We start from the raw sequence: 25,929 nt of genomic DNA, 5'->3' as shown, positions 1-25,929 counted from the left end.
GAAACCATCATTGACATGGCCACAATACTGTGATTCCATTGTTCATATGAACCGCGCACCGATCCGTCTATCGCTACGACTACTAGCCTGCTTGTTTGGGCTAGGTCTGTTCGCGCGCGCTTCATGGCAGCTTCCTTAACAAAGCACCACTGAATCCCCTAATCTGACTACCTGGCCCCGGTAATCGACCGGTGGTCTTGTTCGTCCATGCCTTCCGGTCGCCATGCCGGCCCGATGTTTTTTCGACCCTTGGCGAGACGAACATGTTGAAAGACCCTTCGATCAAATACCGCCCTTTCACGCCGATCGAGTTGCCCGATCGGGTATGGCCCACGCGCACGATCACCCGCGCGCCAATCTGGATGAGCACCGATTTGCGCGACGGCAACCAGGCGCTATTCGAGCCGATGGACGCCAAACGTAAGATGCGCCTGTTTAAGACGCTGATAGCCATTGGCTTCAAGGAGATCGAAGTTGCCTTCCCATCCGCCTCCGAAACGGATTTTAACTTCGTGCGGGAGCTGATCGAAGGCGACCACATCCCCGACGACGTGACAATCGAGGTGCTCACACAGGCGCGCGAAGACTTAATCGAGCGCACGTTCGCGTCGCTGCGCGGCGCCCCGCGCGCGATCGTCCACCTGTATAACGCTACCGCGCCGGCATTTCGCCGCCTTGTATTCGGCACCGACCGCAATGGCGTGCGACAACTGACGGAGCGGGCCGCCCGCTTGATTAAGCAACTTGCGGACGCGGCGCCCCAAACGCGGTTCACGCTGCAATACAGTCCGGAGACCTTTACCGCGACCGAGCTGGACTTCGTCAAGGAAGTCTGCGATGCGGTGTTCGACATTTGGCAGCCAAGCCCCGAGCACAAGGCCATCGTCAACCTGCCCGCCACGGTCGAGATTGGAACACCGAATTTCTACGCGGACCAGATCGAATGGATGCACCGCCATCTGGCGCGGCGGGACTCGCTGATCCTGTCCGTGCATCCGCATAACGACCGCGGCACGGCCGTCGCCGCGGCCGAGCTTGCGGTGATGGCCGGCGCGGACCGGATTGAAGGATGCCTGTTCGGCAACGGCGAGCGCACCGGTAACGTCGACCTCGTGACACTCGCGCTGAACCTGTATACGCAGGGCGTCGATCCGGGCCTGGACTTCTCGCAGATCAACGCAATCGCGCGCACCGCCGAAGCCTGTACCCAACTGCCTGTACACCCACGCCACCCGTATGCTGGTGACCTGGTGTTCACCGCGTTCTCGGGCTCCCACCAGGATGCAATCAAGAAGGGTTTCGCCGCGCAGCAGGCCAATGCCCTCTGGGAAGTGCCTTACCTGCCCATCGATCCGGGCGATCTGGGCCGCACCTATGACTCAATCATCCGTGTCAACAGTCAATCCGGCAAGGGTGGTATCGCCTACCTGCTCGAACAGAGCTATGGCATCGCGCTGCCACGGCGGTTGCAAGTCGATTTCAGCGCCGCGGTACAGCGGCACACCGACGACAGCGGCCAGGAGGTCAGCGCCGCGCAAATCTGGGCATTGTTCCAGCAAGAATATGCCCGCAACGATGCGCCGCTGCGTTACATCGGCCATGAATTGTCTAAGCACGAGGGCAGCGAATCCATCGCGGTCACGGTTCAGATTCATGGCCGCCAACAGGTTCTGACCGGCACGGGCAACGGTCCGCTCGATGCGCTGATGCACGCGCTGTGCACGCCGCTGCGCATCCAGCACTATGAAGAACGCGCATTGACACAGGGCGCCGACGCGCAGGCCATCGCCATCGCCGAACTGGCCGGTCCTGACATGTGCGGCAGCGCGTTCGGCGTCGGCATCGATGCGAACCTGACAACTGCGTCGATCCGCGCAGTCGTGAATGGCGTGAACCGAGCGTATGCGCGCTGTGACGCCACAGGGCAACGCACGTTCTTCGATGCCGTACAGCGAGCATCGGCCAACGCCAGCGTCAGCCGGGCTGCATAACGCCCCGGTTTAACGCATGGACAGGCGCCGGCGACATTCAACGCATGGACGGACGCCGGCAACTTTCAACGCATGGCCGAGCGCCCGGCAACCCTACACCGGGTTGCGCTCCGAGTATCGTTTTCGCGTTAAGTGTCGCCTTCGCGCTGAGTATCGCGACGGGTGCAGTCTCGTTACGGCACCCGTCCCGCAGCGCATGGCACACATAGCGTCCGACGCGGCGCAATGCCGCAATGAACAGAAACAATCGTCACGGAACGACAACCCGGTACCCGTGGTCCAACCCCGTCATTTGACATCACCGCCCGGGGGCCGCCCCGTTGCCGGCGGCCAGCATGGCAAAAACCTTGCAAACACCCAGTGCATGAACGCCGATACCATCGATACGCCATCACCGCGCAAGCCGTTGTTGCGCCGACTGTTGAGCCACCATGAGATAGCCACGCTGCTGTTGTTGCTGCACGCGCCGGCCGGTGCTCTCGCCGCCAAGCCGGATGTCGCCTCGCTGGCGGAGGCCGGCCTAGTGCGCATCGTCGATTCGTCGGAGAGCGGATCGCACGTCGAGCTGACTCCCGAAGGCGATGCGGTGCTACGCACGTTGACCGCATCGCGCTGATCGCGCCATGAGCGCTCTGAACGTCGCGTTTGACCTGGCCGCGCGCCGCCGCAATGCTTGCCGCCACCGAGTTGACACACGAGCAGCTCGGCCAACTGGTACAGATCGCCGAGCTGGACGGTAAAGTCGCCGCCAACGCTTAACCGATACATGTTGGCCACACACAGCACCGTGCTGCCCCACCCATGCGTACCGGTCCTGTGCCGCAACAACGCACCCAGCATCGGCACGATCACGACATGCAACAAGCTGATAAAGCCAGCATTGACGAGCTTCGTATACTGCAGGCCGATCTGCTGCGGCAAGATCGACAGCGCGACTCGCGCGCCGAGCAGGCCGCCCACGCACAGCAAGGCGGCACGACTGGTACATTGTTCGTGCCGTGGCCTGCGCAGACCGTTGCCGGCCGCCGCGCCAGATGGCAACGCACCGCCGGGCGAGCCGACCGACACAGCACGGCGTCAGGCGATCCACGACGGATCCGTCCGACGTGCAATCGATCACGCGAGCGCACTGTCCAGCGTGACGCGGGCGCGGCGGGCAACGCGAGCGCAGCGACGCGAGCCTGTCTCAGCGACGGTCAGCCGTTCAGGCCGCGCGCCAGGTCGCGCTTCAGGTCATCGATCCCTTCAAGGCCGACCGACATCCGAATTAAGCCCTCGGTGATACCGGCAGCTGCTCGAGCCTGCGGCGTGATTCGCGCATGCGTGGTGGTCGCCGGATGGGTCAGCGTGGTACGCGTATCGCCAAGATTGCCCGTGATCGAGCAGATCCTTGTGCCATCGATCACGCGCCATGCATTGGCGCGCATCTGCTCGGCCGCGTCGCCCTTAAGCTCAAACGATACGATCGCGCCGCCGGCACGCTGCTGACGCTGGGCGAGCATGTGCTGCGGATGCGACTGGAGCCCCGGATAGAAGACCCGGTTCACCGCTGGATGGGCCTCGAGCCAGCGCGCTAGCTCAAGTGCATTGGCGCACTGCCGCTCAAGCCGCACGTGCAGCGTCTCCATGCCCTTAAGCAGCACCCATGCGTTGAACGCGGACAGCGTCGGGCCGGCGCTGCGCACGAACGGAAACACCTTCTCCATCAACAGCTGGCGCTGTCCGACCAGCGCGCCACCGAGCACACGACCTTGGCCGTCCAGATACTTAGTGGCCGAGTGCATCACCACGTCTGCCCCAAACTTCAGCGGCTGCTGCAATGCCGGGCTGCAAAAGCAGTTGTCAACGACGAACAACGCCCCTGCTTGCTTCGCGATCCGGCTCACCGCTTCGATGTCCGACACCTCGGTGAGCGGATTAGACGGCGTCTCCAAGAAGAACATCCGTGTGGCGGGCGTCACCGCGTCGCGCCAGGCCTGCAGGTCGGACGGATCGACGAACGTCGTCGTGATGCCCCACCGCGGCAGCATCTGTGCGAACATGCCGAGCGTCGAGCCGAACAGGCTCCGGGAACTGACGATGTGTTCACCGGCCTGCAGCACCGACAATACGATCGACAGGATGGCGCTCATGCCGGAAGCGGTCGCGATACAAGCCTCGCCGCCTTCAAGCGCCGCCAAACGGTCCTGGAACATCGATACTGTCGGATTGGTAAAGCGCGAATAAGTGAAGCTGTTTTCGGAGTCAGCAAAGCGCTCGGCAGCCTGCGCCGCGCTGTCAAAACAGAAGCTCGACGTCAACAGCAACGCTTCAGAGTGCTCGTTGAACGGCGTGCGCCGCGTACCGGCACGCACCGCCAGCGTATCGCTGGACAATCCTTGCAGATCCTCGCCGTGCGGGTGGAGAAAATCGTTCATGGATGACGTTTGCCGATGGGCTGCTGGCTTATTCAACCGCCAAATGCAAGTGTAGTTGTGAGCGGTCGTTGCCTTCGCCGGCCACATCACGGTCTGACTGTGACGCCCGATCGAGCCGCACCCGTTCGATCTTGCTCAGATACTCGGTCGTCACGTCGCCGGTGACGTAGTGGCCGTCGAAGCACGATGCCTCAAAATTCTGCAGCTGCGGGTTCGTGTCACGCACCGCCTGCTTCATGTCCTCGACGTCCTGGTACACGAGCGCATCGGCGCCGATGATCTGCGCCACTTCCTGGTCAGTCCGACCGTGCGCCACCAATTCATCACGGGTCGGCATATCGATGCCATACACATTCGGGAACCGCACAGGCGGTGCCGCCGAGGCAAAGATCACCTTGTTCGCGCCGGCGTCGCGCGCCATTTGCACAATCTCCTGTGACGTGGTGCCGCGCACGATCGAGTCGTCGACAATCAGCACGTTGCGGCCCTTGAACTCGACCGCCATCGCGTTGAGCTTCTGGCGCACCGACTTTTTGCGCACTGCCTGACCGGGCATGATAAAGGTGCGACCAACATAGCGGTTCTTGAAGAACCCTTCGCGATATTCAATGTTGAGCTTCTTGGCGACCTGCATCGCCGCCGGCCGCGACGAATCAGGAATCGGCATCACGACATCAATCTGTATGCCGGGCAGCGTGCGCTTGATCTTTTCGGCTAAGTAGTCGCCCATGCGCAGCCGCGCGTCATAGACAGGCACGCCATCGAGTACCGAGTCGGGTCGCGCCAGGTAGACCAGTTCGAAGATACACGGATTCAGGCTCGGATGCTGCGCGCATTGCTTCGCGTGCAACGTGCCATCCATGTCGATGAACACGGCTTCACCGGGCGCCACGTCCCGCACGAACTCGAAACCGATACCCTCGAGCGCGACCGATTCGGACGCGATGATCCATTCGGTGCCCTGCGCGGTGTCGTGCTTGCCGATGGCCAGCGGCCGGATACCATGCGGATCGCGAAACGCCAGCAACCCATATCCGGCAATCAACGCAACGATCGCATAAGAGCCCTTCACACGTCGGTGCACCCCAGACACCGCCTTGAAGATCGCGTCGGGCTCCAGCGAGAATCCGGTCGTGGCCAATTGCAACTCGTGTGCAAGCACGTTGAGCAGCACTTCGGAATCGGAACTCGTGTTGATGTGCCGACGATCGATGCGGAACATTTCATCCTTGAGTTGCTCCCAATTCGTCACGTTGCCGTTGTGCGCGAGGATGACGCCGAACGGCGCATTCACGTAGAACGGTTGGGCCTCCTCTGCACTGCTCACCGAGCCGGCGGTTGGGTAGCGGACCTGGCCGATCCCGCAGTTGCCGGGCAGTGAGCGCATGTTGCGCGTGCGGAACACGTCGCGCACCATGCCGTTTGCCTTGTACATGTGGAACGTGCTGCCGTTAGCCGTCGCAATGCCGGCCGCGTCCTGGCCGCGATGCTGCAGCAGTAGCAAGCTGTCATAGATCAGCTGATTGACGGGAGACTGGGAAATTACGCCTACGATGCCGCACATGGCATGTCCTTCAAAGAAATGGAATCCGGGTGCCGCTCAGAAATGCACGTACGCCGCGATCACGGCCGGCAGGAACGGTTTCAGTTCACGCACGCCATGCTCGGCATAAGCCCTGAACATCGCGTTACGCCAAAAATCCTGTCGCGGCAGCTCGGTTAAGCCGGCGGCCGCCACCAATACGAGTACCAGCAGCACGCCTCGTATCAGCCCAAATAGTATGCCCAACGTGCGATCGACGCCGCGCAGCCCGCCGGCGTCGGCCAGCCGGGTCAGCAGCGCACCGACCACGCCAGAGACAACCAGTACAGCTGCCGCCAAGCCAAAGAACGCGACTAGATACTGCGTCAGCACGCCGCCGGGCCAGTTCTCCGGCACATAGCGCGCCAGTGCGGGCGCATAGATCGTGGCGACAATGAACGCGACGCCCCACCCGATCAGGCCGAATACTTCCGCCAGCAGCCCCCGCCACATCCCGCGCAGCGCCGACAGGCCGATGAGCGTAATTACGGCGTAGTCGAAAGCGGTCAACGTCGCGTTCGTCACTTCGTCAGCCGTTCTCTACTGCGTGCGCTTGCTGTCGCCGCCCGCGGTCAGGCCGGCCTCGCGCACCTTCGCCACCGCGGCGGCAGCCGCCGAACGATTAGCGAAGGGCCCGGCGCGCAACAGGATGCGCTCGCTGCCGTCGGGCTGGCGCCGACGCTCGACATAGGCCGGCACGCCGAGCGCCTTCAACCGGCCCACCCAGTCCCGTGCGGCGGCATCGCTGCTCAGCGCGCCCAATTGCACCACGTAGCGATTGCCGGCTGGCGCATTCGGCGTACCGCCGGGGCCCGACGCGTCGAATGACGCCTGCGCACCGCTTTGCGCTCGCGCGCGCCCGGCTTCCATCGCGGTCTTGCCGCGCGGCGGCGTCGCGGTGGCCGGCGGCGTGCCGGACAGCACCGCGCCGGCCTTGCCCGCCGGATTGGTCGCCCCATTCGGGCCGTTCGCGACGGGCGGCAGCGTGTCCGGTGCAGCAGCTGGCATCACATCGTCTTCATGCGCATGCGACGATGCCGGCGTCGATTCGGGCCGCGCCGGAATCTGGATGGCGATGTCGTCAGTAAAGGGCTTGGGTTGGGAGTCAAGAATCATCGGCAGCGCGACCACGGCCGCCATGACCAGCGCGATCGCACCGACCAGGCGCCGACGCGCGCGCTGTTTCTCAGGCAGCGTCGGATCGAGCAGCATCGCGTCCGGATCCGTGCGGCGCTCAGCACGCCGCTCGCTGCGGCTCGTGCGGCCGGCGCGGCTCCCCGCGGCGGTTCGGGACGGGCCCGCGTCGTCTTTGCTGCCGAAGGAGAACAATCCCATATATGGCTTGTGGCGGCGCCGGCAGGTCGGTCTGCCCGACTCGCGCGCCGCGCGGATCAATGATGCTGCATCTTACGATAGGCCATCACACCGGCTACCGTATAGAAACTACCGAAAACCACGATTCTATCATTTTCGGACGCCCGACTGAGTGCCTCCTGATAGGCAAGCTGCGGATTCGCGAACCGCCGGATCGACGCGTCCGAGGGTGCGTCGGAGTTGCCGCGCGCCACACCTAGCGTCACCAATGTCTGTTCGATATCGACCGCCCGGGCCGCACGCGATGTGGGCAACTCGGTCACGCACCAATGATCGACCTCGTCTTTCAAGCGTGCGAGCACGCCGGCAATATCCTTGTCGGCCATCGCACCGAACACCGCATAGGTGTAGGGGAAATAGCCCATGTTGCCCAGATTCTGTGCCAGCACCGCGGCCGCGTGAGGATTGTGCGCGACATCCAGCACGATCGCCGGTTTGCCGGGCAGCACCTGGAAGCGCCCCGGCAGTTCGACGTTGGCCAGCCCGAGCCGGATATCCTGCGCGCTGACCGGCAGACGCTCGCGCAGCGCCTCGAGCGCAGCGAGCGCCGCCGCGGTATTGAGCAACTGGTTTGCGCCGCGCAGCGCTGGATAGGCCAGCGCGGCGCGTTTTAGCGTGCGGCCGCAATAGCGCCATTGCTGCCGCTCGCTGCCGGCATGGCCCTCGTAGTGAAAGTCGCGGTTGAACAACCACAGGTCGGCGCCGATCGCCTCGGCATGCTCGACCACGCTATGCGGCGGCAGCGGATCGCCGACGATCGCCGGCTTGCCGGGGCGAAAGATCCCCGCCTTCTCGCGGCCGATCTGTTCCCGCGTGTCGCCCAAGTAATGCTGGTGGTCCAGATCGACGCTGGTGATGACCGCACAATCAGCATCGATGATATTCACCGCGTCGAGCCGGCCGCCCAAGCCGACCTCCAAAATCACCGCGTCAAGCTGGCGGGAGGCGAACAAGCGCATGATCGCCAACGTCGTGAACTCGAAGTAAGTCAGCGACACCGGCTCGGGCAACGACAACCGTGAAGCCTCGACCGCCTCGAAATGCGGCAGTAGCTCGTCATCGGTCGCATTGCGGCCGTCCACGCGCGCCCGTTCGTTGAACTCGAGCAAGTGTGGCGACGTGTGACACCCGACGTGATAGCCAGCACGCAGCAGAATCGCCTCCAGGATCGCGCACGTCGATCCCTTGCCGTTGGTGCCGCCCACCGTTATCACCGGGCAGTCGAACTGCAGGCCGAGCGCCGCCTTCACGCGTCCAATGCGCGCCAGCCCCATGTCGATGCCGACCGGATGGGCGGTTTCCAGATGCGCGAGCCAATCCTGAAGCGTTGCGAAAACCGTCATGACAGCCCCAGTGCCGAGCGCCGCCGCTTCACGCGACCGCGTCCGCCGGCTGGTGCGTCAACAGCGCGATCAGCCGGGCGATTTCCTCGCGCATTTTGCGCCGATCCACGATCATGTCGATCGCGCCTTTTTGCAGCAGGAATTCCGAACGCTGAAAGCCCTCTGGCAGTTTCTCGCGCACCGTCTGCTCGATCACGCGCGGACCGGCGAAGCCGATCAGCGCGCGGGGCTCGGCAATCACGACGTCGCCCAAGAACGCGAAGCTGGCTGACACGCCACCCATCGTTGGGTCAGTCAGCACCGAGATGAACGGCAGCTTGGCCTCGGAGAGTTTCGTGAGCATCGCCGTGGTCTTGGCCATCTGCATCAGCGATAGCACGCTTTCCTGCATCCGCGCGCCGCCCGATGCGGCAAAGCAAATAAACGGGACCTGCTGCTCGAGCGCGTTCTTCGCCCCGCGCGCGAAGCGCTCGCCGACGACCGAACCCATCGAGCCGCCCATGAACGCGAACTCGAAGCAGGCGACCACCACCGGCAACGTGTGAATCGCACCGCCCATCACGACCATCGCGTCGGTCTCGCCGGTATCGTCCATCGCGTCCTTGAGCCGATCCGGGTATTTACGGCTATCCTTGAACTTCAGCGCGTCGACCGGCACGATCTCCTGGCCGATTTCATAGCGGCCCTCCGGATCGAGCAGCACGTCCAAGCGCTCACGCGCCCCAATCCGCATGTGGTGATCGCACTTCGGACACACGTGCAGGTTGGCCTGCACATCATTGCGATACAGCACCGCCTCGCAGTTCGGGCACTTGACCCACAGCCCTTCCGGGATGCTCTTGCGGCTGCGCGGATCCGTTTGCTTGATCTTCGGCGGCAGCAGTTTATCCAGCCAACTCATGAAAGCTCCTCGATGGGTAGGTTCGTCGCGGCATACCGCCGGGCTCAGGCCGCGTGGTCCAGCGCGTGCCGCACCTCGGCGACAAACGCCTTGAGCACGTGCGCGGCGTCCTGCCCGGGCGCCTGCTCGAGCAGTTGGACAATGCGGCTGCCGATCACGACCGCGTCGCTGACCTCGGCGACCGCACGGGCCGTGGCGGCATCGCGAATGCCGAAACCGACTCCGATCGGCAAAGGCACTCGCGCCTTGATGGCCCGCATTTTACCTGCGATGCTGGAAACGTCGAGATTTGCCGCACCGGTCACGCCCTTGAGCGACACATAATAGACATAGCCGCTCGCCACGCGCCCCACCGCGGCAATGCGCTCGTCGGTGGACGTCGGCGCGAGCAGGAAGATCGGATCGATGCCGTGGCCACGCATCGTGTCAGCGAATTCGGCCGCCTCCTCGGGCGGATAGTCGACTACCAGCACGCCGTCAACGCCGGCCTCGCGCGCCGCGGCGCCAAACGCCTCGCGCCCCATCCGCTCGATCGGGTTCGCGTATCCCATCAGCACCACGGGTGTGTCACGGTCACGCTCGCGAAACGCGCGCACGTCGTCGAGCACGCGCCGCAGCGTGATGCCGCGCGCCAATGCCCGCTCGGACGAGCGCTGGATCACCGGGCCATCGGCCATCGGGTCCGAGAACGGCACACCCAGCTCGATCACGTCGGCGCCACCAGCGGTCAGCGCGTGCATGAACTCGACGGTGCGCGCCGGATCCGGGTCGCCCGCGGTCATGAATGGAATCAGGCCCTTGCGTCGATCGCGGGTCAGCGCCGCAAACTTCGTTTTAATTCGGGACATGGGATAAAGTCTCGTCTAAGGTCGCACAGCCTGCCTCAAGCTCAGCCAATCGCCGGCAAGCAAGCGCGCAGTACTCAGGATTGATCTCGTAGCCGACAAAGCGGCGCTGGTGCCGCGCGCAGGCCACTGCGGTGGTGCCGCTGCCCATGAATGGATCGAGCACCAGGCCGCCCGGCGGGCAACTGGCTAGCACCATTCGCTCAATAATCTCCAGCGGCTTTTGCGTCGGATGCGCGACGCGCTCGGCATGCTGGCGGTGCAGGCGCGACACCGACCACACGTCCTTCGGGTTGTAGCCTAGCTCGAGCCATTTGCTGCCCTCGAAAATGCGCCGCGAGCGAGCCTTCTTCGTAACAGGATCGTACGGGATACGCACCGGGTCCACGTCGAAGTAATAGTCCTTCGACACCGCAAAAAAACCAATGTTGTCATGCACCGACGTGAACCGGCGCGTCGTGCCGCCCATGCTTGGCACGCGCCGGTCCCAGATAATCTCGTTGATCATCGTGAGCCGGCGCTTCAAGAAGCAAAAGATCTCCGGCGCGTATTGCCATGTGCAGAATACATACAGCGAGCCGCTCGGCTTGAGCTTCGGAATCGCCAACTCGAGCCAGCGGCAGGTCCACGCGATGAAATCCTGGCCGTTGCGCTTGTCCGAATCGTTGCCATAGTCCTTGCCCAGCCCGTATGGTGGGTCGGCCAGGATCAGGTCGATCGACTGGTCAGCCAGGCTGCCCACGTCGGTGAGGAAATCGCGATTGCGCAACGCTATCCCCGGCGGGATGGCACACGGCTGCAGCGCGTCGAGCGCCAGCGCGAAGTCGCCCCCGCCGCCGGCCGGCTCGCCGCGATCATCGTCGAGTCCGGCTCGTTCGCTAAGTTCGTCGCGCATCGTGATCGGTATCGTATCGTGCGGCGCGCTCAAAATACGATGCCGGCGCGCTCGGCCACCGTATGCATGTCCTTGTCGCCACGGCCCGACAGGTTCACCAGCAGCAGCTTGTCGTACGCCAAGCTCGGTGCAAGCTTCGCTGCATACGCAAGCGCGTGGCTGGACTCGAGCGCGGGAATGATGCCCTCGATGCGGCAGCAGTCATGAAACGCCTTCAGTGCCTCGTCATCGGTGATACCGACATATTGTGCGCGGCCGGTATCGTGCAGCCACGCATGTTCCGGCCCGACCCCGGGATAGTCCAGCCCCGCGGAGACCGAATGCGTATCGATGATTTGCCCGTCCTCGTCTTGCAACAGATAAGTGCGGTTGCCATGCAGTACGCCGGGCGTGCCGCCGATCAGCGATGCCGCGTGCCGGCCGGTGTCCACTCCATCGCCGGCCGCCTCCACGCCGATCAATTGCACCGCTGGGTCGTCGATGTAGGGATAGAAAATGCCCATCGCATTCGAGCCGCCCCCCACGCACGCAATCACCGCATCCGGCTGGCGGCCGACTAGCTCGGGCATCTGCACCCGGCACTCGTCGCCGATCACACGCTGAAAGTCACGCACCATCAGCGGATACGGATGGGGACCCGCCACGGTGCCGATGATATAGAACGTGTTCTCGACATTTGTGACCCAGTCGCGCATCGCCTCGTTCAGCGCATCCTTCAGCGTACGCGAGCCCGAGTCGACCGGCACGACGGTCGCTCCCAGTAGCTTCATCCGATAAACGTTTGCCGCCTGCCGGCGCACATCCTCGGCGCCCATGTACACCACGCATTCCATGCCAAGGCGCGCGGCGATTGTCGCCGTGGCCACGCCGTGCTGGCCGGCACCCGTCTCCGCGATGACGCGCGGCTTGCCCATGCGGCGCGCCAGCAACGCCTGGCCGATCACGTTGTTGACCTTGTGCGCGCCAGTGTGATTCAAATCCTCGCGCTTCAAGTAGATCTGCGCACCACCGAGCAGCTCGCTCCAACGCTGTGCGTGGTAGATCGGCGACGGACGGCCGACGAAATGCTTAAGCTCGCGCGCATATTCGGCGACGAACTCGGGATCCTGCCGGTATGTGTCGTACGCGTCGCGTAGCTCGGCAAGCGCATGAACCAGGGTTTCGGCGACGAACACGCCACCATAAGGGCCGAAATGGCCACATTCATCAGGCAAGTTGTACATTGCGTCACTCTCGTCAGACGGGGCCCGCGCGCGATGCGTGCCCACTGGTCACCCGGCGCCCATCGCCGCCACTGCCGCATCCGCGGCCCGCACGGCATCGACGAACGCCGCCATTCGGGCATGATCCTTCACGCCCTTTGCACCCGGCACTTCGATGCCGCTGGACACGTCCACGGCATACGGGTGCACCCGGTGAATGGCGTCAGTAACGTTTTGCGCGTTCAACCCACCACTCAAAACGGCCTGACGCGCGATGTCTGCTGGAATACGTGACCAATCGAAAACCTTTCCGCCTCCGCCATAGCCAGCGACCAGCGTATCGAGCAGCAAGCCCGTCGCGCAAGCATAGTTGACGGATGATTCTACCAAATCAGCCGGCCGGGTATCCGGTCCGACACGTAGGGCGCGCAGCCAGCGCAGGCCCGCACGCCCCGCCAATGCGGCGCAGCGCTGCGGCGTCTCGTCACCGTGAAATTGCACCATGCCGAGCGGCACCGCGTCGAGCACCTGTTCGAACAGCGCGTCATCGGCATTGACGAACAACCCCACCACGGTCACGAACGCCGGAACACGGCGCGCCAGCGCAGCGGCAAGCTCGATGCTCACGCAACGTGGGCTGGGCGGATAGAAGACCAGTCCAATCGCATCGGCGCCCAGTGCGACCGCGCAATCGACGTCTTGCTCAGTGGACAGACCACATAGCTTCACGCGCGTGCGCCGCGCGCGGCCAGCCGGCGCGGCAGCCCTGATGAGTGCGGGCTCAGTCACCATTCCATACCTCGCTGAACGGCAAACTGGCGAGATTGGGCGGTGGCACGCCGAAGCCGTCAGGATAGCCCACCTGCGCCAGATACAAGCCGTCCGGCATGAACGTGGGCGCCGCGTGCTTGCGCTCACGAGCAGCCAGCACATCAGCCATCCAACAGGCCGGATGCCTGCGCCGCCCCACCGATACCAGGCAGCCCATGATATTGCGCACCATGTGGTGCAGAAACGCATTCGCGCGAAAGCGCAAATGCACAAACGGCCCGTGCTCGACAATATCGATCGCGTACAGGTGCTTGACGGGCGTCTTCGCCTGGCAATCGGCCGAGCGAAACGACGAAAAATCGTGCTCGCCGATCAAATACCCGGCAGCCTCGCGCATTACCTCGACATCCAGCGGCGTATGAACCCATCCGGCGCGCCTGGCGAGCATCGGCGAGCGTACCGGATGCACATACAGCACATAAAAATACGTGCGCTCGAACGCCGCAAAGCGCGCGTGAAAAGTTGGCGGCACCGGCTTGGCCCACTGCACCGAGACACTGGGCGGCAAGAACGCGTTGACGCCGCGAACCCACGAAAATGCCGCCCGGTCGAGCTGTGTATCGAAATGCACGACTTGACCGAGCGCATGCACGCCCGTGTCAGTTCGGCCGGCGACAACAGTGGGTAGTGGCACTTGCGCGAACTGCTCCAGCGCATGCTCAAGCACGTTCTGCACCGTATTGCCGTGCGGCTGCGCCTGCCAGCCGCAGAACGCGGCGCCGTCATACTGGAGCCCCAGCGCGATGCGCATCGCCACCCTGCTCAACGCGACGCGAGCGCGGCGTGCAGCGCCCGCGCCTTTTCTAGCGTCGTCGGCTCATTCGACGCGATGACTTCGCTGACCAATGCACGCGCGCCCGCCGTATCGCCCCACTTCATGGATTCGACGGCCAGATTAAGCTTGTTACGGGCAATCGCGGCGATCTCGTCCAGCGCCGGCGCGACGGACTGTTGCGTGGCCAGCGGCGGCAAATCAAGATCGAAATCGAGGTTCAGTGCGCCGACATGGGCGGCACCGAGGGGGGGCGGCGCAACGGATGGTGGCGGGGCCATCGGCGCGCCGCACTCAACGGCGGCGGTCTGCGCATCGGCAATCACCGCATCGTACACGCTCGACGGCGTGGATGGTAGCGGCGGCAGCGACAGCTCCAGCGATGCCAGCGCGGCAGCGGCGTGTGCCGGAAAGTCCGGTGCCAGCAGCGATTGGTCGTCGCGATCCTCCCCGTCCTCGTGTGCGACGGGCACGACATGCGCCAGCTCCTGTGCCCGCTCACTGTCGATGGCATCCGACGAGCCGCTCACTACTGGCGGCTCAGCATCCGACGTAGCATGGCTCCCCCGACCGGCATTGCGCGTCACAGCGGCGGCCACCGTTGTCGCCGCGACGCCCATGGCCGCCGCGGCGACGGCGGCTTGCAACGCCTCATCGCCGGCATGGGCTGCCGTGCCATCAGACGACTCGGACCCAGTTCGCATGGCAGAGGCACGATGCGGCAAGCCGCCATCTGGCGCACGAGCCACGCCCGCTCGAGTCTCCTCGCGCGGGCCAATGCCCTGTGCCTCCCTCATATTGACGGTAGCTGCCGCGCGCTGCCGTCGTCGCACCAGCGCGATCAGCCATCCCACTAGCAGGAACGCCAGCGCAGCGGCACCCGCCGTGGTCGCTGGCGACAGACGTAGCGAAGCCCCCATGCGGGCCGGCGCGCGGGCCGTACCCTGGCTTGCCGCCACAGCAGTTGTCGAGACCGCCTGCGCCGCGGACGCAGACGGCGGTGCCGATGCAACCGAGCCTGGCTCCAGCACAATGGCTGCCGCGCCCGCAGTCGCCGGCGTGCTCGCTTGATGTGCCGGCACCCCCTCGGCTTGCGACGCAGACGGCGTGGACGCGCCAGAGGTCACACCCAAAGTAACATCCGAGGAGGCGCCTGAGAATGCGACGCCCCCCGGCGTGGCAGCGCCCGGCGCGGCACTGCCCAGCGCCGCGGCGTGGGACGCGAGCGTCGGCGAGGGTGCGCCGCTCATCCCCGTCGCGGTATTTGAAGGTTGCGGCGCGCGCTGGATTGCACCGGCGGACAACGTCGGCGACGGCGTGGCGGGCGGCAGTGAACTGCCGGCGGCGCCCGACGCCGCCATCGCCGACGCCGCGGCCATCACCGTCGCCACCGCGCCGTCGGGTACCTGGATCACCGCGCCGATCTTCAAGCGGTTTGGATCACGCCCCATAAACGCGCCAGGATTGGCCTCGAACAGCAGTGCCACCATCCTGTCACGCATCGCCCAGTCGTTGGACTGGATCACAGCACTGGCTATGTCGCTCAGCGATTGGCCGGGCTTCACGACAAAACGATTGGAGCCTGCGCTATCGGCAGCCGACGCGCCAGCCGTGCCGTCCGCGCCGGTATTCGTTCCGGCTGCTCCCGCGCCCGGCGACAACACCGTAACCATTGCCGCCACCGCCGCGGCGCCCACGCGCGCGCCCCATGCTCGAACCCTCATTGATACTCCTGCATCGCCACGATGCGTGCTAACCCGAGCCGTCGTTGGCCTGTGCCGCACGCCGGCGCCGATTCTAGCCGGCTTTCGATCACAAAAGCAGCATCTTAAAACGAAAAAGGCGCCACGCAGCGCGCAACGCCCTTGTCTTTTGCGCGCACGGGTACGCGCGTTGCCTGCTGGCAGATCAATGTTCAAGCAAAATGCGCAACATCCGGCGCAGCGGTTCGGCAGCGCCCCACAACAACTGGTCACCAACCGTGAAGGCCGACAAATATTCGCCGCCCATCGCGAGCTTGCGCAGCCGGCCGACCGGCACCGACAACGTGCCGGTCACGTTGGCCGGCGATAGCTCGCGCATTGACACGTCGCGCGCGTTCGGCACAACCTTCACCCAATCGTTCGCCGTCGCCAGCATCTGATGGATCTCATCGAGCGGCACGTCCTTCTTCAGCTTGATTGTCAATGCCTGCGAGTGGCAACGCATCGCGCCAATGCGCACGCACAATCCGTCGACCGGGATCGATCCCGGCTCGCCGACGGCTGGACGGCCGAGGATCTTGTTCGTCTCGGCACCGCCCTTCCATTCTTCCTTGGACATGCCGTTGCCCAGATCCTTGTCGATCCATGGAATCAGCGAACCGGCCAGCGGCACGCCGAAATGCTGCGTCGGCATCGCGTCACTGTTCATCGCGGACAACACATGACGGTCGATGTCCAGGATGGACGACGCGGGGTCGGCCAGTTGCGGCTCAACCGCGCCATGCAGCGTCCCCATTTGTGACAAAAGCTCGCGCATGTTTTGCGCGCCGGCCCCGGACGCGGCCTGATACGTCATCGCGGTCAGCCAGTCAACCAGGTCGTGCTGGAACAATCCACCCAGCGCCATGAGCATCAAGCTCACGGTACAATTCCCGCCGATGAAATCGCGTCCGCCACGCACCAGCGAATCACGGATCACGTCGAGATTGACCGGATCTAGGATGATCACCGCATCGTCCTTCATCCGCAGCGCGGATGCTGCGTCGATCCAGTAGCCCTTCCAGCCGGCTGCGCGCAGCTTCGGATAGACGTCGTTCGTATAGTCACCACCCTGGCACGTGATGATCGCGTCGCAGCGCTTTAGCTCGTCGATAGCGAACGCGTCCTTGAGCTTCGTGTCCGTGTTCGCGCATGCCGGCGCCGCACCGCCCGCATTGCTGGTACTAAAGAAAACCGGTTCTATCAGGTCAAAATCGCGCTCCTGTTGCATGCGTTGCATCAGGACGCTGCCGACCATGCCGCGCCAACCAACGAGACCTACGTTCATGACTTACCTTTGGGATCGGTTCTTCCCCGCCTCTGTCCCCAGTGTGGCCGCGCGGGGAAGATAAGGCGGACACGACTGGACACGATCAAGTTTTGATCGTTTTGCGGGTGCGAATCATCGTCGTGCCAATAGGCGTGCGAGACATGCGATGCGCCGCGCGAACGCGCACGGCCGTCCATTTCCGCTCGCGCAAACGCACGCTGCGATCGTCACCGACAATCGCAGCAACCAGGCTCGTGGAACGGGGAGCTTGCATCATGTTGCGCAGTGTACACGAAATCGTGGCGCGATGGCGCCAAACCGGCTCAAAAAGCGAACCGATTCAGCGACTTGCACCACCTCGGACAAATCGCCTGGGCGGCGTCAGCGTGCCAGCGCCGCGATGACCGCATCGCCCATTTCGCGCGTGCCGACTTGCTTGCAGCCCGGCGTGACGATGTCCGCCGTGCGATAGCCTTGCGCGAGCACCCGCTTGACCGCGTTCTCGATCCGGTCCGCCTGTTCGGCGCGTCCAAGCGAATAGCGCAACATCATGGCAGCCGATAGGATCGTCGCGAGCGGATTGGCTACGCCCTTACCCGCGATATCCGGCGCCGAGCCGTGCGACGGCTCATACAGGCCCTTGTTGTTCGCGTCGAGCGACGCGGAGGGCAGCATCCCGATCGAGCCGGTCAGCATCGCGGCTTCGTCGGACAGGATATCGCCGAACATATTGCCCGTAACGACCACGTCGAATGCCTTTGGCGCCTTCACCAGTTGCATCGCCGCGTTGTCGACATACATATGTGATAGTTCGACGTCTGGATAGTCGCGCGCCACGTCGATCATGACGTCCTTCCACAGTTGCGACGTCTCCAGTACATTGGCTTTGTCGACCGAGGTCAACCGCTTCGCGCGCTTTTGCGCAGCCTGGAAGGCCACGTGCGCGATCCGTCGCACCTCCGGCTCCGCATAGCGCATCGTGTCGAAACCCTCGCGGCTGCCGTGGAACGGGCCATCCGGCGCGTCTCGCAGGCCGCGCGGCTGGCCAAAGTAGATGTCGCCGTTCAGTTCGCGCACGATCAGGATATCCAGTCCGGACACGATCTCCGGCTTCAGCGATGACGCGCTGGTCAACTCCGGATAGCAGATCGCCGGACGAAAGTTTGCGAACAACTGCAAGTGCTTGCGCAAGCCAAGGATGGCCTGCTCCGGGCGCAATGCGCGCTCGAGCGAGTCGTATTTCCAATCGCCGACCGCGCCGAACAGGATCGCGTCCGCGTGCCTGGCCAGCGCCAGCGTGGCGTCCGGCAACGGATGCCCGCTTGCCTCGTAGCCGGCGCCCCCGACCGGTGCCTGCTCCAGCTCAAAGCGCTCGTCGAGCGCATTCAGCACTTTTACTGCCTCGGTGACGATTTCCGGGCCAATCCCATCGCCCGGCAACACAGCAATCTTCATATGCTCCATTCCAAAAACATTGCATCGAAAGGTGCGACGTGCGGTAATGCGCGCCGCCTCAACCGACGAGACGATTGTTCAGCCAAGGTTGACGGGCCAGCCGTTCGGCCTCGAACTGACGAATCCGCTCAGCATGACGCAGCGTAAGACCGATGTCGTCGAACCCGTTGAGCAGGCAGTACTTGCGAAACGGCGCGATGTCGAACTTGAACGCGTGGGCACCGTCCACGGTGCGCACCTGCTGCTGCGCCAGGTCGATCGTTAGCTGGAAGCCGTTGCATGCGGCTGTGTCGTTGAACAGCCGGTGCACATCGGAGCCGCGCAACACGATCGGCAGCAAGCCGTTTTTGAAGCAGTTGTTGAAGAAAATGTCTGCAAAGCTGGGCGCGATGATCGCCCGGAAGCCATACTGCTGCAACGCCCACGGCGCATGCTCGCGTGAGCTGCCGCAGCCGAAGTTCTGGCGTGCAAGCAGGATCGAGGCGCCTTGGTAGCGCGGCTGGTTCAGCACGAAATCCGGGTTCAGCGGCCGCTTCGAGCCATCCTGGCCCGGCTCCCCATGGTCCAAATAGCGCCACTCGTCAAACAGATTGGGACCAAAACCCGTACGCTTGATCGACTTCAGGAACTGCTTCGGAATGATGGCATCGGTGTCGACATTCTCGCGATCGAGCGGTGCGACGATACCGGTATGAACGACAAATTTTTCCATAACTTCCTCGAACGTGATCGAGCCTTGATCAAGCCTTGATCGGACCAGGTCGGGCCCGCTGTCACGGGCCGTGTGCGTGAACCGTGACCTGCGGCGCGACCCGCGTTATTCCGCGGCCTTCTTGATCGCCGCGCCGGCCTCGCGCATGTCCTGCCCCAAACCCGACACGGTGTTGCATCCGGCGATCGCGGCACAGCCCAGCACCGTTGCCGCCACGGCGAGCCATCCGATGAATACGCGCTTCATTCTTGTGCCCCCCGCCGTGTCAGGCCAGCCGACGCACGTCGACAAAATGACCTTCGATGGCCGCCGCAGCCGCCATCGCCGGGCTGACCAGGTGCGTGCGTCCACCGTTGCCCTGGCGCCCCTCGAAATTGCGATTCGATGTCGATGCGCAGCGCTCGCCCGGCTCGAGGCGGTCCGCATTCATCGCCAAGCACATCGAGCAACCCGGCTCGCGCCATTCGAACCCGGCGCCCTTGAATACCTTGTCGAGCCCCTCGTGCTCGGCCTGCGCCTTCACGAGCCCGGAGCCCGGCACGACCAGCGCCTGCCGGATGCTTGGCGCAATGCGCCGCCCGAGCTGGCGCACTACGTGCGCGGCCGCGCGCAGATCCTCGATCCGCGCATTCGTGCAGGAGCCGATGAAGACCTTATCGGGCCTGATCGCCTGGATCGGCGTATCGGGCTCCAACGCCATGTACTGGAGCGCACGCTCCATCGCATCGCGCTTGACCGGATCCTTCTCGCGCCCCGGGTCTGGCACCCGTGCGTCGATCGAGGTGACCATCTCCGGCGACGTGCCCCATGTCACTTGCGGCACGATCTGCGCGGCATCCAGTTCGACGACGCGGTCGAAGCACGCGCCTTCATCGGAGCGAAACGCGCGCCAATACTGCGCGGCCTGCTCGAACTCGGCGCCTTTCGGCGAGAACGGCCGCTCGTGCAAATAGTCGATTGTCGTGTCATCGACCGCCACCATCCCGGCACGCGCGCCAGCCTCGATGGCCATGTTGCACACGGTCATGCGACCTTCCATCGACAGCGCACGGATCGTCGAGCCGCCAAATTCAATCGCGTAGCCGGTGCCGCCCGCCGTGCCGATGCGCCCGATGATCGCGAGCACGATGTCTTTGGCCGTGCATCCGCGCGGCAGCACGCCATCGACTTTGATCAGCATGTTCTTGCTTTTTTTCTGCAGCAATGTCTGCGTGGCGAACACGTGCTCGACCTCGGACGTGCCGATGCCGTGCGCGAGCGCGCCGAACGCGCCGTGCGTCGACGTGTGGGAATCGCCGCACACGATCGTCATGCCGGGCAACGTCGCGCCCTGCTCTGGCCCAATGATGTGCACGATGCCCTGCCGCTGGTCGTTCATCTTGAATTGCGTGATGCCATAGGCGTCGCAGTTGGCGTCCAGCGTATCGACCTGCAGTTTGGACACCGGATCGACGATGCCGTGGCTGCGGTCGGTGGTCGGCACGTTGTGGTCCGACACGGCCAGGTTTGCGCTAATGCGCCACACCGGTCGCTGCGCGAGCTTCAGGCCTTCGAAGGCCTGTGGCGAAGTCACCTCGTGCAATAGATGCCGATCGATATAGAGCAGCGTGGTGCCGTCTTCCTCGGTATGGACGACGTGCGAATCCCACAGTTTGTCATACAGGGTCTGGGGCATGGCGTTCAGTCTCGGGTCAGTGCTGGACCGTGGTATTGAAGGGACACCGTAGGCCGATGTTGCGTTGACCCACGCACCGATTATGCCAGCAGCATGGACTGATTCGCCACCCCTTTGAGAAAAAACTCTATAAAAAACATATGCTTATGGTGGTATTCGCCATACCTGGATAACGACTGCCAGCCTCATTGGCACACGCCGGACAGCGTGTCTCGTGCGCTGTCTCGTGCGCCCGCCGCCCCGCGCACGGATCCGCTGCGCAACTCGCTGGCCCCGCCACGAGGCTCGCTTGTCAGATCGAGCCAAGCGTGGACTTTCCGCGCTACTCTTCCGTTTTCCCGTGCGACATCGATCGATGAATTACCGGCTTTTCCCTTTTTATTCGTTATACTGATCAATTCAGCCGGACCCGAAACTGCACGCATACCAGCTTGATGCGGCAACACGCGACGATCATGGCAGGGGCCGGGACACACATGGCGGCCGGCCTTCTTCCCATTTCGCCGTCGCATCCGCGTCGCGCGACGCGTCGCCGGCGGTCGCGGCGCTCGGCGCGGGAAAAGCATACGGGCCAGAGACGCCTGTCCGGCACCTCTGGCCCGCTCTGTCCTCGGCCTAATCGACATTGACGCTCGGTTCACGCAGACCGCTAGTTCACACAAACTGCCGCTTCACACAGTCTGTCGCTTCACACAGCCTACCGGCTCATACAGACTGCCGGCGGCGCGCCGCATGCCGCCGGACGCTGACGGCCGCAACCAACGCGCAGGTCCGCTCTTACCGTTTGTCGATCGGTTTGGCCTCGCGCGGCGTATGGCCAGTGAACAATTGACGCGGACGACCGATTTTTTGCTCCGGCTCCGAAATCATCTCGCTCCACTGCGCGATCCAGCCTACCGTGCGGGCCATCGCGAAAATACAGGTGAACATCGACGTCGGAATACCGAGCGCGCGCTGCACAATGCCGGAATAGAAGTCTACGTTCGGATACAGTTTACGCGAGACAAAGTACTCGTCCTCGAGCGCGATTTTCTCCAGCTCCATCGCCAACTTGAACAGCGGATCGTCGTGCAAGCCAAGCTCGTTGAGCACTTCGTGGCACGTCTCGCGCATCAACTTCGCGCGCGGATCGTAGTTCTTGTACACGCGGTGGCCAAATCCCATCAGCTTAACGCCGGAGTTTTTGTCCTTGACCTGCTTGATAAACTCGGGAATTTTGTCCGGCGAGCCGATCTCCTCGAGCATGTTCAGCGCCGCCTCGTTGGCCCCACCATGCGCCGGTCCCCACAGGCACGCGATACCCGCGGCGATACACGCAAACGGATTCGCGCCAGACGAACCGGCCAGCCGTACGGTTGACGTCGATGCGTTTTGCTCGTGGTCCGCATGCAGGATCAAGATACGGTCGAGCGCGCGCACCAGCACGTCGTTGACCTTATATTCCTCGCACGGGTTCGCGAACATCATGCGCATGAAGTTCGCGCTGTACGACAGGTCGTTACGCGGATAGACAAACGGCTGGCCGATGCTGTACTTGTAGGCCATCGCGACGAGCGTGGGCAGCTTGGCAATCATCCGGATCGCCGATACATCGCGATGACGCGGATCGTTGATGCTCAGCGAATCATGGTAGAACGCCGACAGCGCACCGACCGCCGCCGTCAGGATAGCCATCGGATGCGCATCGCGGCGAAAGCCTCGGAAGAAGAACTGCATCTGCTCGTGGACCATCGTATGCTTGGCCACGGTGTCAACAAATTCCTTCTTCTGCTGCTTGTTCGGCAGGTCACCCTTGAGCAGGGCATAACAAGTCTCGAGGAAGTCCGCGTTCTGCGCCAGCTCGTCGATCGGGTAGCCGCGGTACAGCAACTCGCCCTTGTCGCCATCGATGTAGGTGATTGAGGAGTTGCACGACGCGGTGGACATGAACCCCGGGTCATACGTGAATTTGCCGGTCTGGCCGTACAGCTTGCGGATGTCGATCGCATCGGGGCCCATGGTGCCCTTGTAGATCGGCAGTTCGACACTCGGCGAATTGTCGCTGAACGATAGCGTGGCTTTAACGTCTGACGGAGTCATGGCACATCCTCAATCGGGGTATAGGAAACAATTTGCGATATGACGCGCGAATCACACCGTGCGCAGCCAACCCAGCACGCGCGCCACGTCGGGTGTCGCCAGTGATGCACCGGGTTCGCTGCGCGAAAGCAACAAGTCCATCAGCTCGTTGTCGGACAGCTCCAGCAGTTGCGTGAGCGCGCCAACGTCCGCGTCGCTGAGTTCATGTTCATATTGGCTGAAAAAACGCTCAAAAATCAGATCGTTTTCCAGCAGGCCGCGTCGCGCGCGCCAGCGCAGCCGCGCGCGACGAGTGGGGTCGGACTGATGAGAGGAGGACACGTCAACCTCAAACCGCCCGGCGTACCATTAGTTCCTTGATCTTGCCGATCGCCTTCGTCGGATTGAGCCCCTTCGGGCACACGTCGACGCAGTTCATGATCGTGTGGCAACGGAACAGACGATACGGGTCTTCCAAGTTGTCTAGCCGCTCGCCGGTTGCCTGGTCGCGGCTGTCAGCGATGAATCGGTACGCTTGCAGCAAGCCCGCCGGGCCGACGAACTTGTCCGGGTTCCACCAAAAGCTAGGGCAAGATGTCGAGCAGCTCGCGCACAAGATGCATTCGTACAGGCCGTCAAGTTCGTCACGCTCCTCGGGCGACTGCAACCGCTCCTTCTCCGGCGGTGGTGTGTCGTTGATCAGGTACGGCTTGATCGAGTGATACTGGTTGAAGAACTGCGTGAAGTCGCAAATCAGGTCGCGCACCACCGGCAGCCCCGGCAACGGACGCAGCACGATCTTCTGCGGCAACTCGTTCAGGTTCGTCAGGCACGCCAGCCCGTTCTTACCGTTGATGTTCATCGCATCCGAACCGCACACGCCTTCGCGGCACGAGCGGCGAAACGAGATCGTCTCGTCGACTGACTTGAGCTTGACCAGCGCGTCGAGCAACATTCGGTCATGCGAGTCAAGCTCGACCTCGTACGTCTGCATGCGCGGCGCGGCGTCCTTGTCCGGATCGTAGCGGTAGATTTCAAAAATACGTTTTGCCATGTTCGTTTCCTTTGACTTGCTGCGCGTCGCTCAAAAGGTCCGCGGCTTCGGGGGGACCGAGTCGACCGTCAACGGCTTCATGTGGACCGGCTTGTAGTCCAGACGGTCGCCTTCGCTGAACCACAGCGTATGGCGCAGCCAGTTTTCATCGTCGCGGTGCTCGTAGTCGCTCTGCGCGTGCGCGCCGCGGCTTTCCTTGCGCGCCTCAGCTGACACCATCGTCGCACGGGCGACTTCGGTCAGGTTGGCCAGCTCGAGGGCCTCGACGCGCGCAGTATTGAACACTTTCGACTTGTCCTTCAGATGCACGTCGCCAGCGCGCGCGCACACTTCGCGGATCTTCTCGACACCTTCGGCAAGCAGCTTGGACGTGCGGAACACACCTGCATGCGCCTGCATCGTCTTGCGGATGTCCGCCGCCACCGCCTGCGTGTACTCGCCCGACGTGGACGCATCGAGCTTGGCCAGCCGCGACAACGCAAAATCGGCCGCATCGGCCGGCAGCGGCTTGTGCTCCTTCACATCCTTCACGTGCTTGATGATGTGATTGCCGGCCGCGCGGCCGAACACCACGAGATCCAGCAACGAGTTCGTGCCGAGCCGGTTCGCGCCGTGGACCGATACGCACGAGCATTCGCCGACCGCATAGAAACCATTGACTGGCTCCTTGTGGCCCTTCGGCGTGCCGACGACCTGGCCATGGAGATTCGTTGGGATGCCGCCCATCTGGTAATGGATCGTCGGCACCACCGGAATCGGCTCCTTGATCGCATCGACGTTCGCGAACTTCAGCGCGATCTCGCGAATCGACGGCAGGCGCTTCATGATCGTTTCCGCGCCGATATGCGACAGGTCCAGCAGCACGTAGTCCTTGTTCGGACCACAGCCGCGCCCTTCCTTGATTTCCTGATCCATCGAGCGCGACACAAAATCGCGGGGCGCCAGGTCCTTCAGCGTCGGCGCGTAGCGCTCCATGAAGCGCTCACCGTTCGCGTTGCGCAGGATGCCGCCCTCGCCGCGCACCCCTTCGGTGATCAGCACGCCGGCGCCCGCGACGCCGGTCGGGTGGAACTGCCAAAATTCCATGTCCTGCAGCGCGATGCCCGCGCGCGCAGCCATCCCAAGGCCGTCGCCAGTATTGATGAACGCGTTCGTCGATGCATTGAAGATGCGCCCGGCCCCGCCGGTCGCGAACAGCGTGCACTTGCCCTCAAGAATGTAGACGTCACCGGTTTCCATCTCGAGCGCAGTCACGCCGAGCACATCGCCTTCGGCATCGCGGATTAGGTCTAACGCCATCCATTCGACGAAGAAGTGCGTCTTGGCCTTTACATTCTGCTGGTACAACGTATGCAGCAGTGCGTGACCGGTGCGGTCCGCGGCCGCGCAAGCGCGCTGCACCGGCTTCTCGCCATAGTTCGCGGTATGGCCGCCAAAGGGGCGCTGATAGATCGTGCCGTCCGGATTGCGGTCGAACGGCATGCCAAAGTGCTCAAGCTCGTAGACCGCGTTCGTCGCCTCGCGGCACATGAACTCGATCGCGTCCTGGTCGCCGAGCCAGTCCGAGCCTTTGATCGTGTCATAGAAGTGGTAGTGCCAGTTGTCCTCGCTCATGTTACCGAGCGATGCGCCGATGCCGCCTTGTGCGGCCACCGTGTGCGAGCGGGTCGGGAATACCTTGGAGAGCACGGCCACCGACAGGCCAGCCTTCGCCAGTTGCAGCGACGCGCGCATCCCGGAGCCACCCGCGCCGACGATCACCACGTCGAATTTGCGACGCGGCAGCGAATTCTTGATTGCAACCATGCTT

The 25,929-nt window shown here is 63.5% G+C and carries 23 protein-coding genes; 2 read left to right on the top strand and 21 right to left on the bottom strand.

Translation table 11 applies throughout. The features are described 5' to 3' along the window. Positions 1 to 263: 263 nt before the first annotated feature. Both leuA and IHE30_RS04550 read left to right on the top strand, forming a co-directional pair. A complete protein-coding gene (leuA, locus tag IHE30_RS04555; RefSeq protein ID WP_337689242.1) occupies positions 264 to 1,991 on the top strand; it encodes a 2-isopropylmalate synthase in 1,728 nt (575 codons plus the stop codon). A 364-nt stretch (positions 1,992 to 2,355) separates the two neighbouring features. After that, entirely contained in the window at positions 2,356 to 2,607 is a 252-nt protein-coding gene (locus IHE30_RS04550; RefSeq protein ID WP_337689241.1) for a hypothetical protein, read from the top strand. Positions 2,608 to 3,187: 580 nt separating this feature from the next. Here the strand turns inward: IHE30_RS04550 and IHE30_RS04545 are convergent. From IHE30_RS04545 to sdhA, 21 genes are all read right to left on the bottom strand, one after another. Beyond that, entirely contained in the window at positions 3,188 to 4,408 is a 1,221-nt protein-coding gene (locus IHE30_RS04545) for an O-succinylhomoserine sulfhydrylase (RefSeq protein ID WP_337689240.1), read from the bottom strand. A 28-nt stretch (positions 4,409 to 4,436) separates the two neighbouring features. Next, positions 4,437 to 5,972 (bottom strand): amidophosphoribosyltransferase, encoded by a 1,536-nt coding sequence (gene purF, locus IHE30_RS04540; protein WP_337689239.1) that lies wholly within the window; start codon positions 5,970 to 5,972, stop codon positions 4,437 to 4,439. 36 nt (positions 5,973 to 6,008) lie between these two features. Then, on the bottom strand, positions 6,009 to 6,515 hold the full coding sequence (locus IHE30_RS04535; RefSeq protein WP_337689238.1) for a CvpA family protein: 507 nt from the start codon (positions 6,513 to 6,515) through the stop codon (positions 6,009 to 6,011). A 15-nt stretch (positions 6,516 to 6,530) separates the two neighbouring features. Continuing rightward, entirely contained in the window at positions 6,531 to 7,325 is a 795-nt protein-coding gene (locus IHE30_RS04530; RefSeq protein ID WP_337689237.1) for an SPOR domain-containing protein, read from the bottom strand. A gap of 56 nt (positions 7,326 to 7,381) precedes the next feature. Continuing rightward, a complete protein-coding gene (folC, locus tag IHE30_RS04525) occupies positions 7,382 to 8,707 on the bottom strand; it encodes a bifunctional tetrahydrofolate synthase/dihydrofolate synthase (RefSeq protein WP_337689236.1) in 1,326 nt (441 codons plus the stop codon). A gap of 28 nt (positions 8,708 to 8,735) precedes the next feature. Continuing rightward, the gene (gene accD / locus IHE30_RS04520; protein ID WP_337689235.1) at positions 8,736 to 9,608 is read right to left on the bottom strand and encodes an acetyl-CoA carboxylase, carboxyltransferase subunit beta; all 873 of its coding nucleotides are present in this window, start codon (positions 9,606 to 9,608) and stop codon (positions 8,736 to 8,738) included. Positions 9,609 to 9,652: 44 nt separating this feature from the next. Then, a complete protein-coding gene (gene trpA, locus IHE30_RS04515) occupies positions 9,653 to 10,456 on the bottom strand; it encodes a tryptophan synthase subunit alpha (protein ID WP_337689234.1) in 804 nt (267 codons plus the stop codon). After that, positions 10,443 to 11,348, bottom strand: coding sequence for a DNA-methyltransferase (locus tag IHE30_RS04510; protein WP_337689233.1), 906 nt, complete (start codon positions 11,346 to 11,348; stop codon positions 10,443 to 10,445). Before IHE30_RS04510 ends, trpA begins: the two co-directional genes overlap by 14 nt. A gap of 29 nt (positions 11,349 to 11,377) precedes the next feature. Further along, on the bottom strand, positions 11,378 to 12,571 hold the full coding sequence (gene trpB / locus IHE30_RS04505) for a tryptophan synthase subunit beta (RefSeq protein ID WP_337689232.1): 1,194 nt from the start codon (positions 12,569 to 12,571) through the stop codon (positions 11,378 to 11,380). A 48-nt stretch (positions 12,572 to 12,619) separates the two neighbouring features. Continuing rightward, positions 12,620 to 13,342 (bottom strand): phosphoribosylanthranilate isomerase, encoded by a 723-nt coding sequence (locus tag IHE30_RS04500; protein WP_337689231.1) that lies wholly within the window; start codon positions 13,340 to 13,342, stop codon positions 12,620 to 12,622. Next, positions 13,332 to 14,132: a tRNA pseudouridine(38-40) synthase TruA gene (gene truA, locus IHE30_RS04495; protein WP_337689230.1), complete on the bottom strand. Its 801-nt coding sequence runs from the start codon at positions 14,130 to 14,132 to the stop codon at positions 13,332 to 13,334. The genes IHE30_RS04500 and truA overlap by 11 nt, the downstream gene beginning before the upstream one ends. Before the next feature lie 11 nt (positions 14,133 to 14,143). Next, on the bottom strand, positions 14,144 to 15,877 hold the full coding sequence (locus tag IHE30_RS04490; RefSeq protein WP_337689229.1) for a hypothetical protein: 1,734 nt from the start codon (positions 15,875 to 15,877) through the stop codon (positions 14,144 to 14,146). Positions 15,878 to 16,061: 184 nt separating this feature from the next. Then, entirely contained in the window at positions 16,062 to 17,183 is a 1,122-nt protein-coding gene (gene asd, locus IHE30_RS04485; RefSeq protein WP_337689228.1) for an aspartate-semialdehyde dehydrogenase, read from the bottom strand. A 363-nt stretch (positions 17,184 to 17,546) separates the two neighbouring features. Then, entirely contained in the window at positions 17,547 to 18,620 is a 1,074-nt protein-coding gene (leuB, locus tag IHE30_RS04480) for a 3-isopropylmalate dehydrogenase (protein WP_337689227.1), read from the bottom strand. A gap of 58 nt (positions 18,621 to 18,678) precedes the next feature. Then, positions 18,679 to 19,332 carry a 3-isopropylmalate dehydratase small subunit gene (gene leuD / locus IHE30_RS04475; RefSeq protein ID WP_337689226.1) on the bottom strand — a complete coding sequence of 218 codons (654 nt, stop codon included), beginning with the start codon at positions 19,330 to 19,332 and terminating at the stop codon, positions 18,679 to 18,681. Positions 19,333 to 19,437: 105 nt separating this feature from the next. Continuing rightward, complete coding sequence (locus IHE30_RS04470) at positions 19,438 to 19,578, bottom strand: entericidin A/B family lipoprotein (protein ID WP_337689225.1); 141 nt, start codon at positions 19,576 to 19,578, stop codon at positions 19,438 to 19,440. A gap of 19 nt (positions 19,579 to 19,597) precedes the next feature. Further along, complete coding sequence (gene leuC / locus IHE30_RS04465) at positions 19,598 to 21,007, bottom strand: 3-isopropylmalate dehydratase large subunit (RefSeq protein WP_337689224.1); 1,410 nt, start codon at positions 21,005 to 21,007, stop codon at positions 19,598 to 19,600. A 777-nt stretch (positions 21,008 to 21,784) separates the two neighbouring features. Beyond that, positions 21,785 to 23,086, bottom strand: a complete 1,302-nt coding sequence (gene gltA, locus IHE30_RS04460) for a citrate synthase (protein ID WP_337689223.1) — start codon at positions 23,084 to 23,086, stop codon at positions 21,785 to 21,787. A 51-nt stretch (positions 23,087 to 23,137) separates the two neighbouring features. Continuing rightward, the gene (locus IHE30_RS04455) at positions 23,138 to 23,407 is read right to left on the bottom strand and encodes an FAD assembly factor SdhE (protein WP_337689222.1); all 270 of its coding nucleotides are present in this window, start codon (positions 23,405 to 23,407) and stop codon (positions 23,138 to 23,140) included. Between the two features lie 7 nt (positions 23,408 to 23,414). After that, entirely contained in the window at positions 23,415 to 24,119 is a 705-nt protein-coding gene (locus IHE30_RS04450; RefSeq protein ID WP_337689220.1) for a succinate dehydrogenase iron-sulfur subunit, read from the bottom strand. Between the two features lie 30 nt (positions 24,120 to 24,149). Continuing rightward, positions 24,150 to 25,925, bottom strand: coding sequence for a succinate dehydrogenase flavoprotein subunit (gene sdhA, locus IHE30_RS04445; RefSeq protein ID WP_337689218.1), 1,776 nt, complete (start codon positions 25,923 to 25,925; stop codon positions 24,150 to 24,152). Positions 25,926 to 25,929: the final 4 nt, after the last annotated feature.

The organism is Mycetohabitans sp. B46 (assembly GCF_037389205.1).
GTDB lineage: Bacteria > Pseudomonadota > Gammaproteobacteria > Burkholderiales > Burkholderiaceae > Mycetohabitans.
The sequence above is the reverse complement of the archived record's forward strand: the minus strand, read 5'-3'. Positions and strand labels throughout refer to the sequence as shown.

Coding starts and splice junctions, on each gene's coding strand:
- folC (WP_337689236.1), bottom strand. CDS start 8,707: ATGACGGTTTTCGCAACGCTTCAGGATTGGCTCGCGCATCTGGAAACC.
- gltA (WP_337689223.1), bottom strand. CDS start 23,086: ATGACTCCGTCAGACGTTAAAGCCACGCTATCGTTCAGCGACAATTCG.
- accD (WP_337689235.1), bottom strand. CDS start 9,608: ATGAGTTGGCTGGATAAACTGCTGCCGCCGAAGATCAAGCAAACGGAT.
- leuD (WP_337689226.1), bottom strand. CDS start 19,332: ATGGAAAAATTTGTCGTTCATACCGGTATCGTCGCACCGCTCGATCGC.
- asd (WP_337689228.1), bottom strand. CDS start 17,183: ATGAACGTAGGTCTCGTTGGTTGGCGCGGCATGGTCGGCAGCGTCCTG.
- IHE30_RS04450 (WP_337689220.1), bottom strand. CDS start 24,119: ATGGCAAAACGTATTTTTGAAATCTACCGCTACGATCCGGACAAGGAC.
- leuA (WP_337689242.1), top strand. CDS start 264: ATGTTGAAAGACCCTTCGATCAAATACCGCCCTTTCACGCCGATCGAG.
- trpB (WP_337689232.1), bottom strand. CDS start 12,571: ATGTACAACTTGCCTGATGAATGTGGCCATTTCGGCCCTTATGGTGGC.
- leuB (WP_337689227.1), bottom strand. CDS start 18,620: ATGAAGATTGCTGTGTTGCCGGGCGATGGGATTGGCCCGGAAATCGTC.
- IHE30_RS04470 (WP_337689225.1), bottom strand. CDS start 19,578: ATGAAGCGCGTATTCATCGGATGGCTCGCCGTGGCGGCAACGGTGCTG.
- IHE30_RS04530 (WP_337689237.1), bottom strand. CDS start 7,325: ATGGGATTGTTCTCCTTCGGCAGCAAAGACGACGCGGGCCCGTCCCGA.
- IHE30_RS04500 (WP_337689231.1), bottom strand. CDS start 13,342: ATGGTGACTGAGCCCGCACTCATCAGGGCTGCCGCGCCGGCTGGCCGC.
- trpA (WP_337689234.1), bottom strand. CDS start 10,456: ATGTCCCGAATTAAAACGAAGTTTGCGGCGCTGACCCGCGATCGACGC.
- truA (WP_337689230.1), bottom strand. CDS start 14,132: ATGCGCATCGCGCTGGGGCTCCAGTATGACGGCGCCGCGTTCTGCGGC.
- purF (WP_337689239.1), bottom strand. CDS start 5,972: ATGTGCGGCATCGTAGGCGTAATTTCCCAGTCTCCCGTCAATCAGCTG.
- IHE30_RS04510 (WP_337689233.1), bottom strand. CDS start 11,348: ATGCGCGACGAACTTAGCGAACGAGCCGGACTCGACGATGATCGCGGC.
- sdhA (WP_337689218.1), bottom strand. CDS start 25,925: ATGGTTGCAATCAAGAATTCGCTGCCGCGTCGCAAATTCGACGTGGTG.
- IHE30_RS04550 (WP_337689241.1), top strand. CDS start 2,356: ATGAACGCCGATACCATCGATACGCCATCACCGCGCAAGCCGTTGTTG.
- IHE30_RS04490 (WP_337689229.1), bottom strand. CDS start 15,877: ATGAGGGTTCGAGCATGGGGCGCGCGCGTGGGCGCCGCGGCGGTGGCG.
- IHE30_RS04545 (WP_337689240.1), bottom strand. CDS start 4,408: ATGAACGATTTTCTCCACCCGCACGGCGAGGATCTGCAAGGATTGTCC.
- leuC (WP_337689224.1), bottom strand. CDS start 21,007: ATGCCCCAGACCCTGTATGACAAACTGTGGGATTCGCACGTCGTCCAT.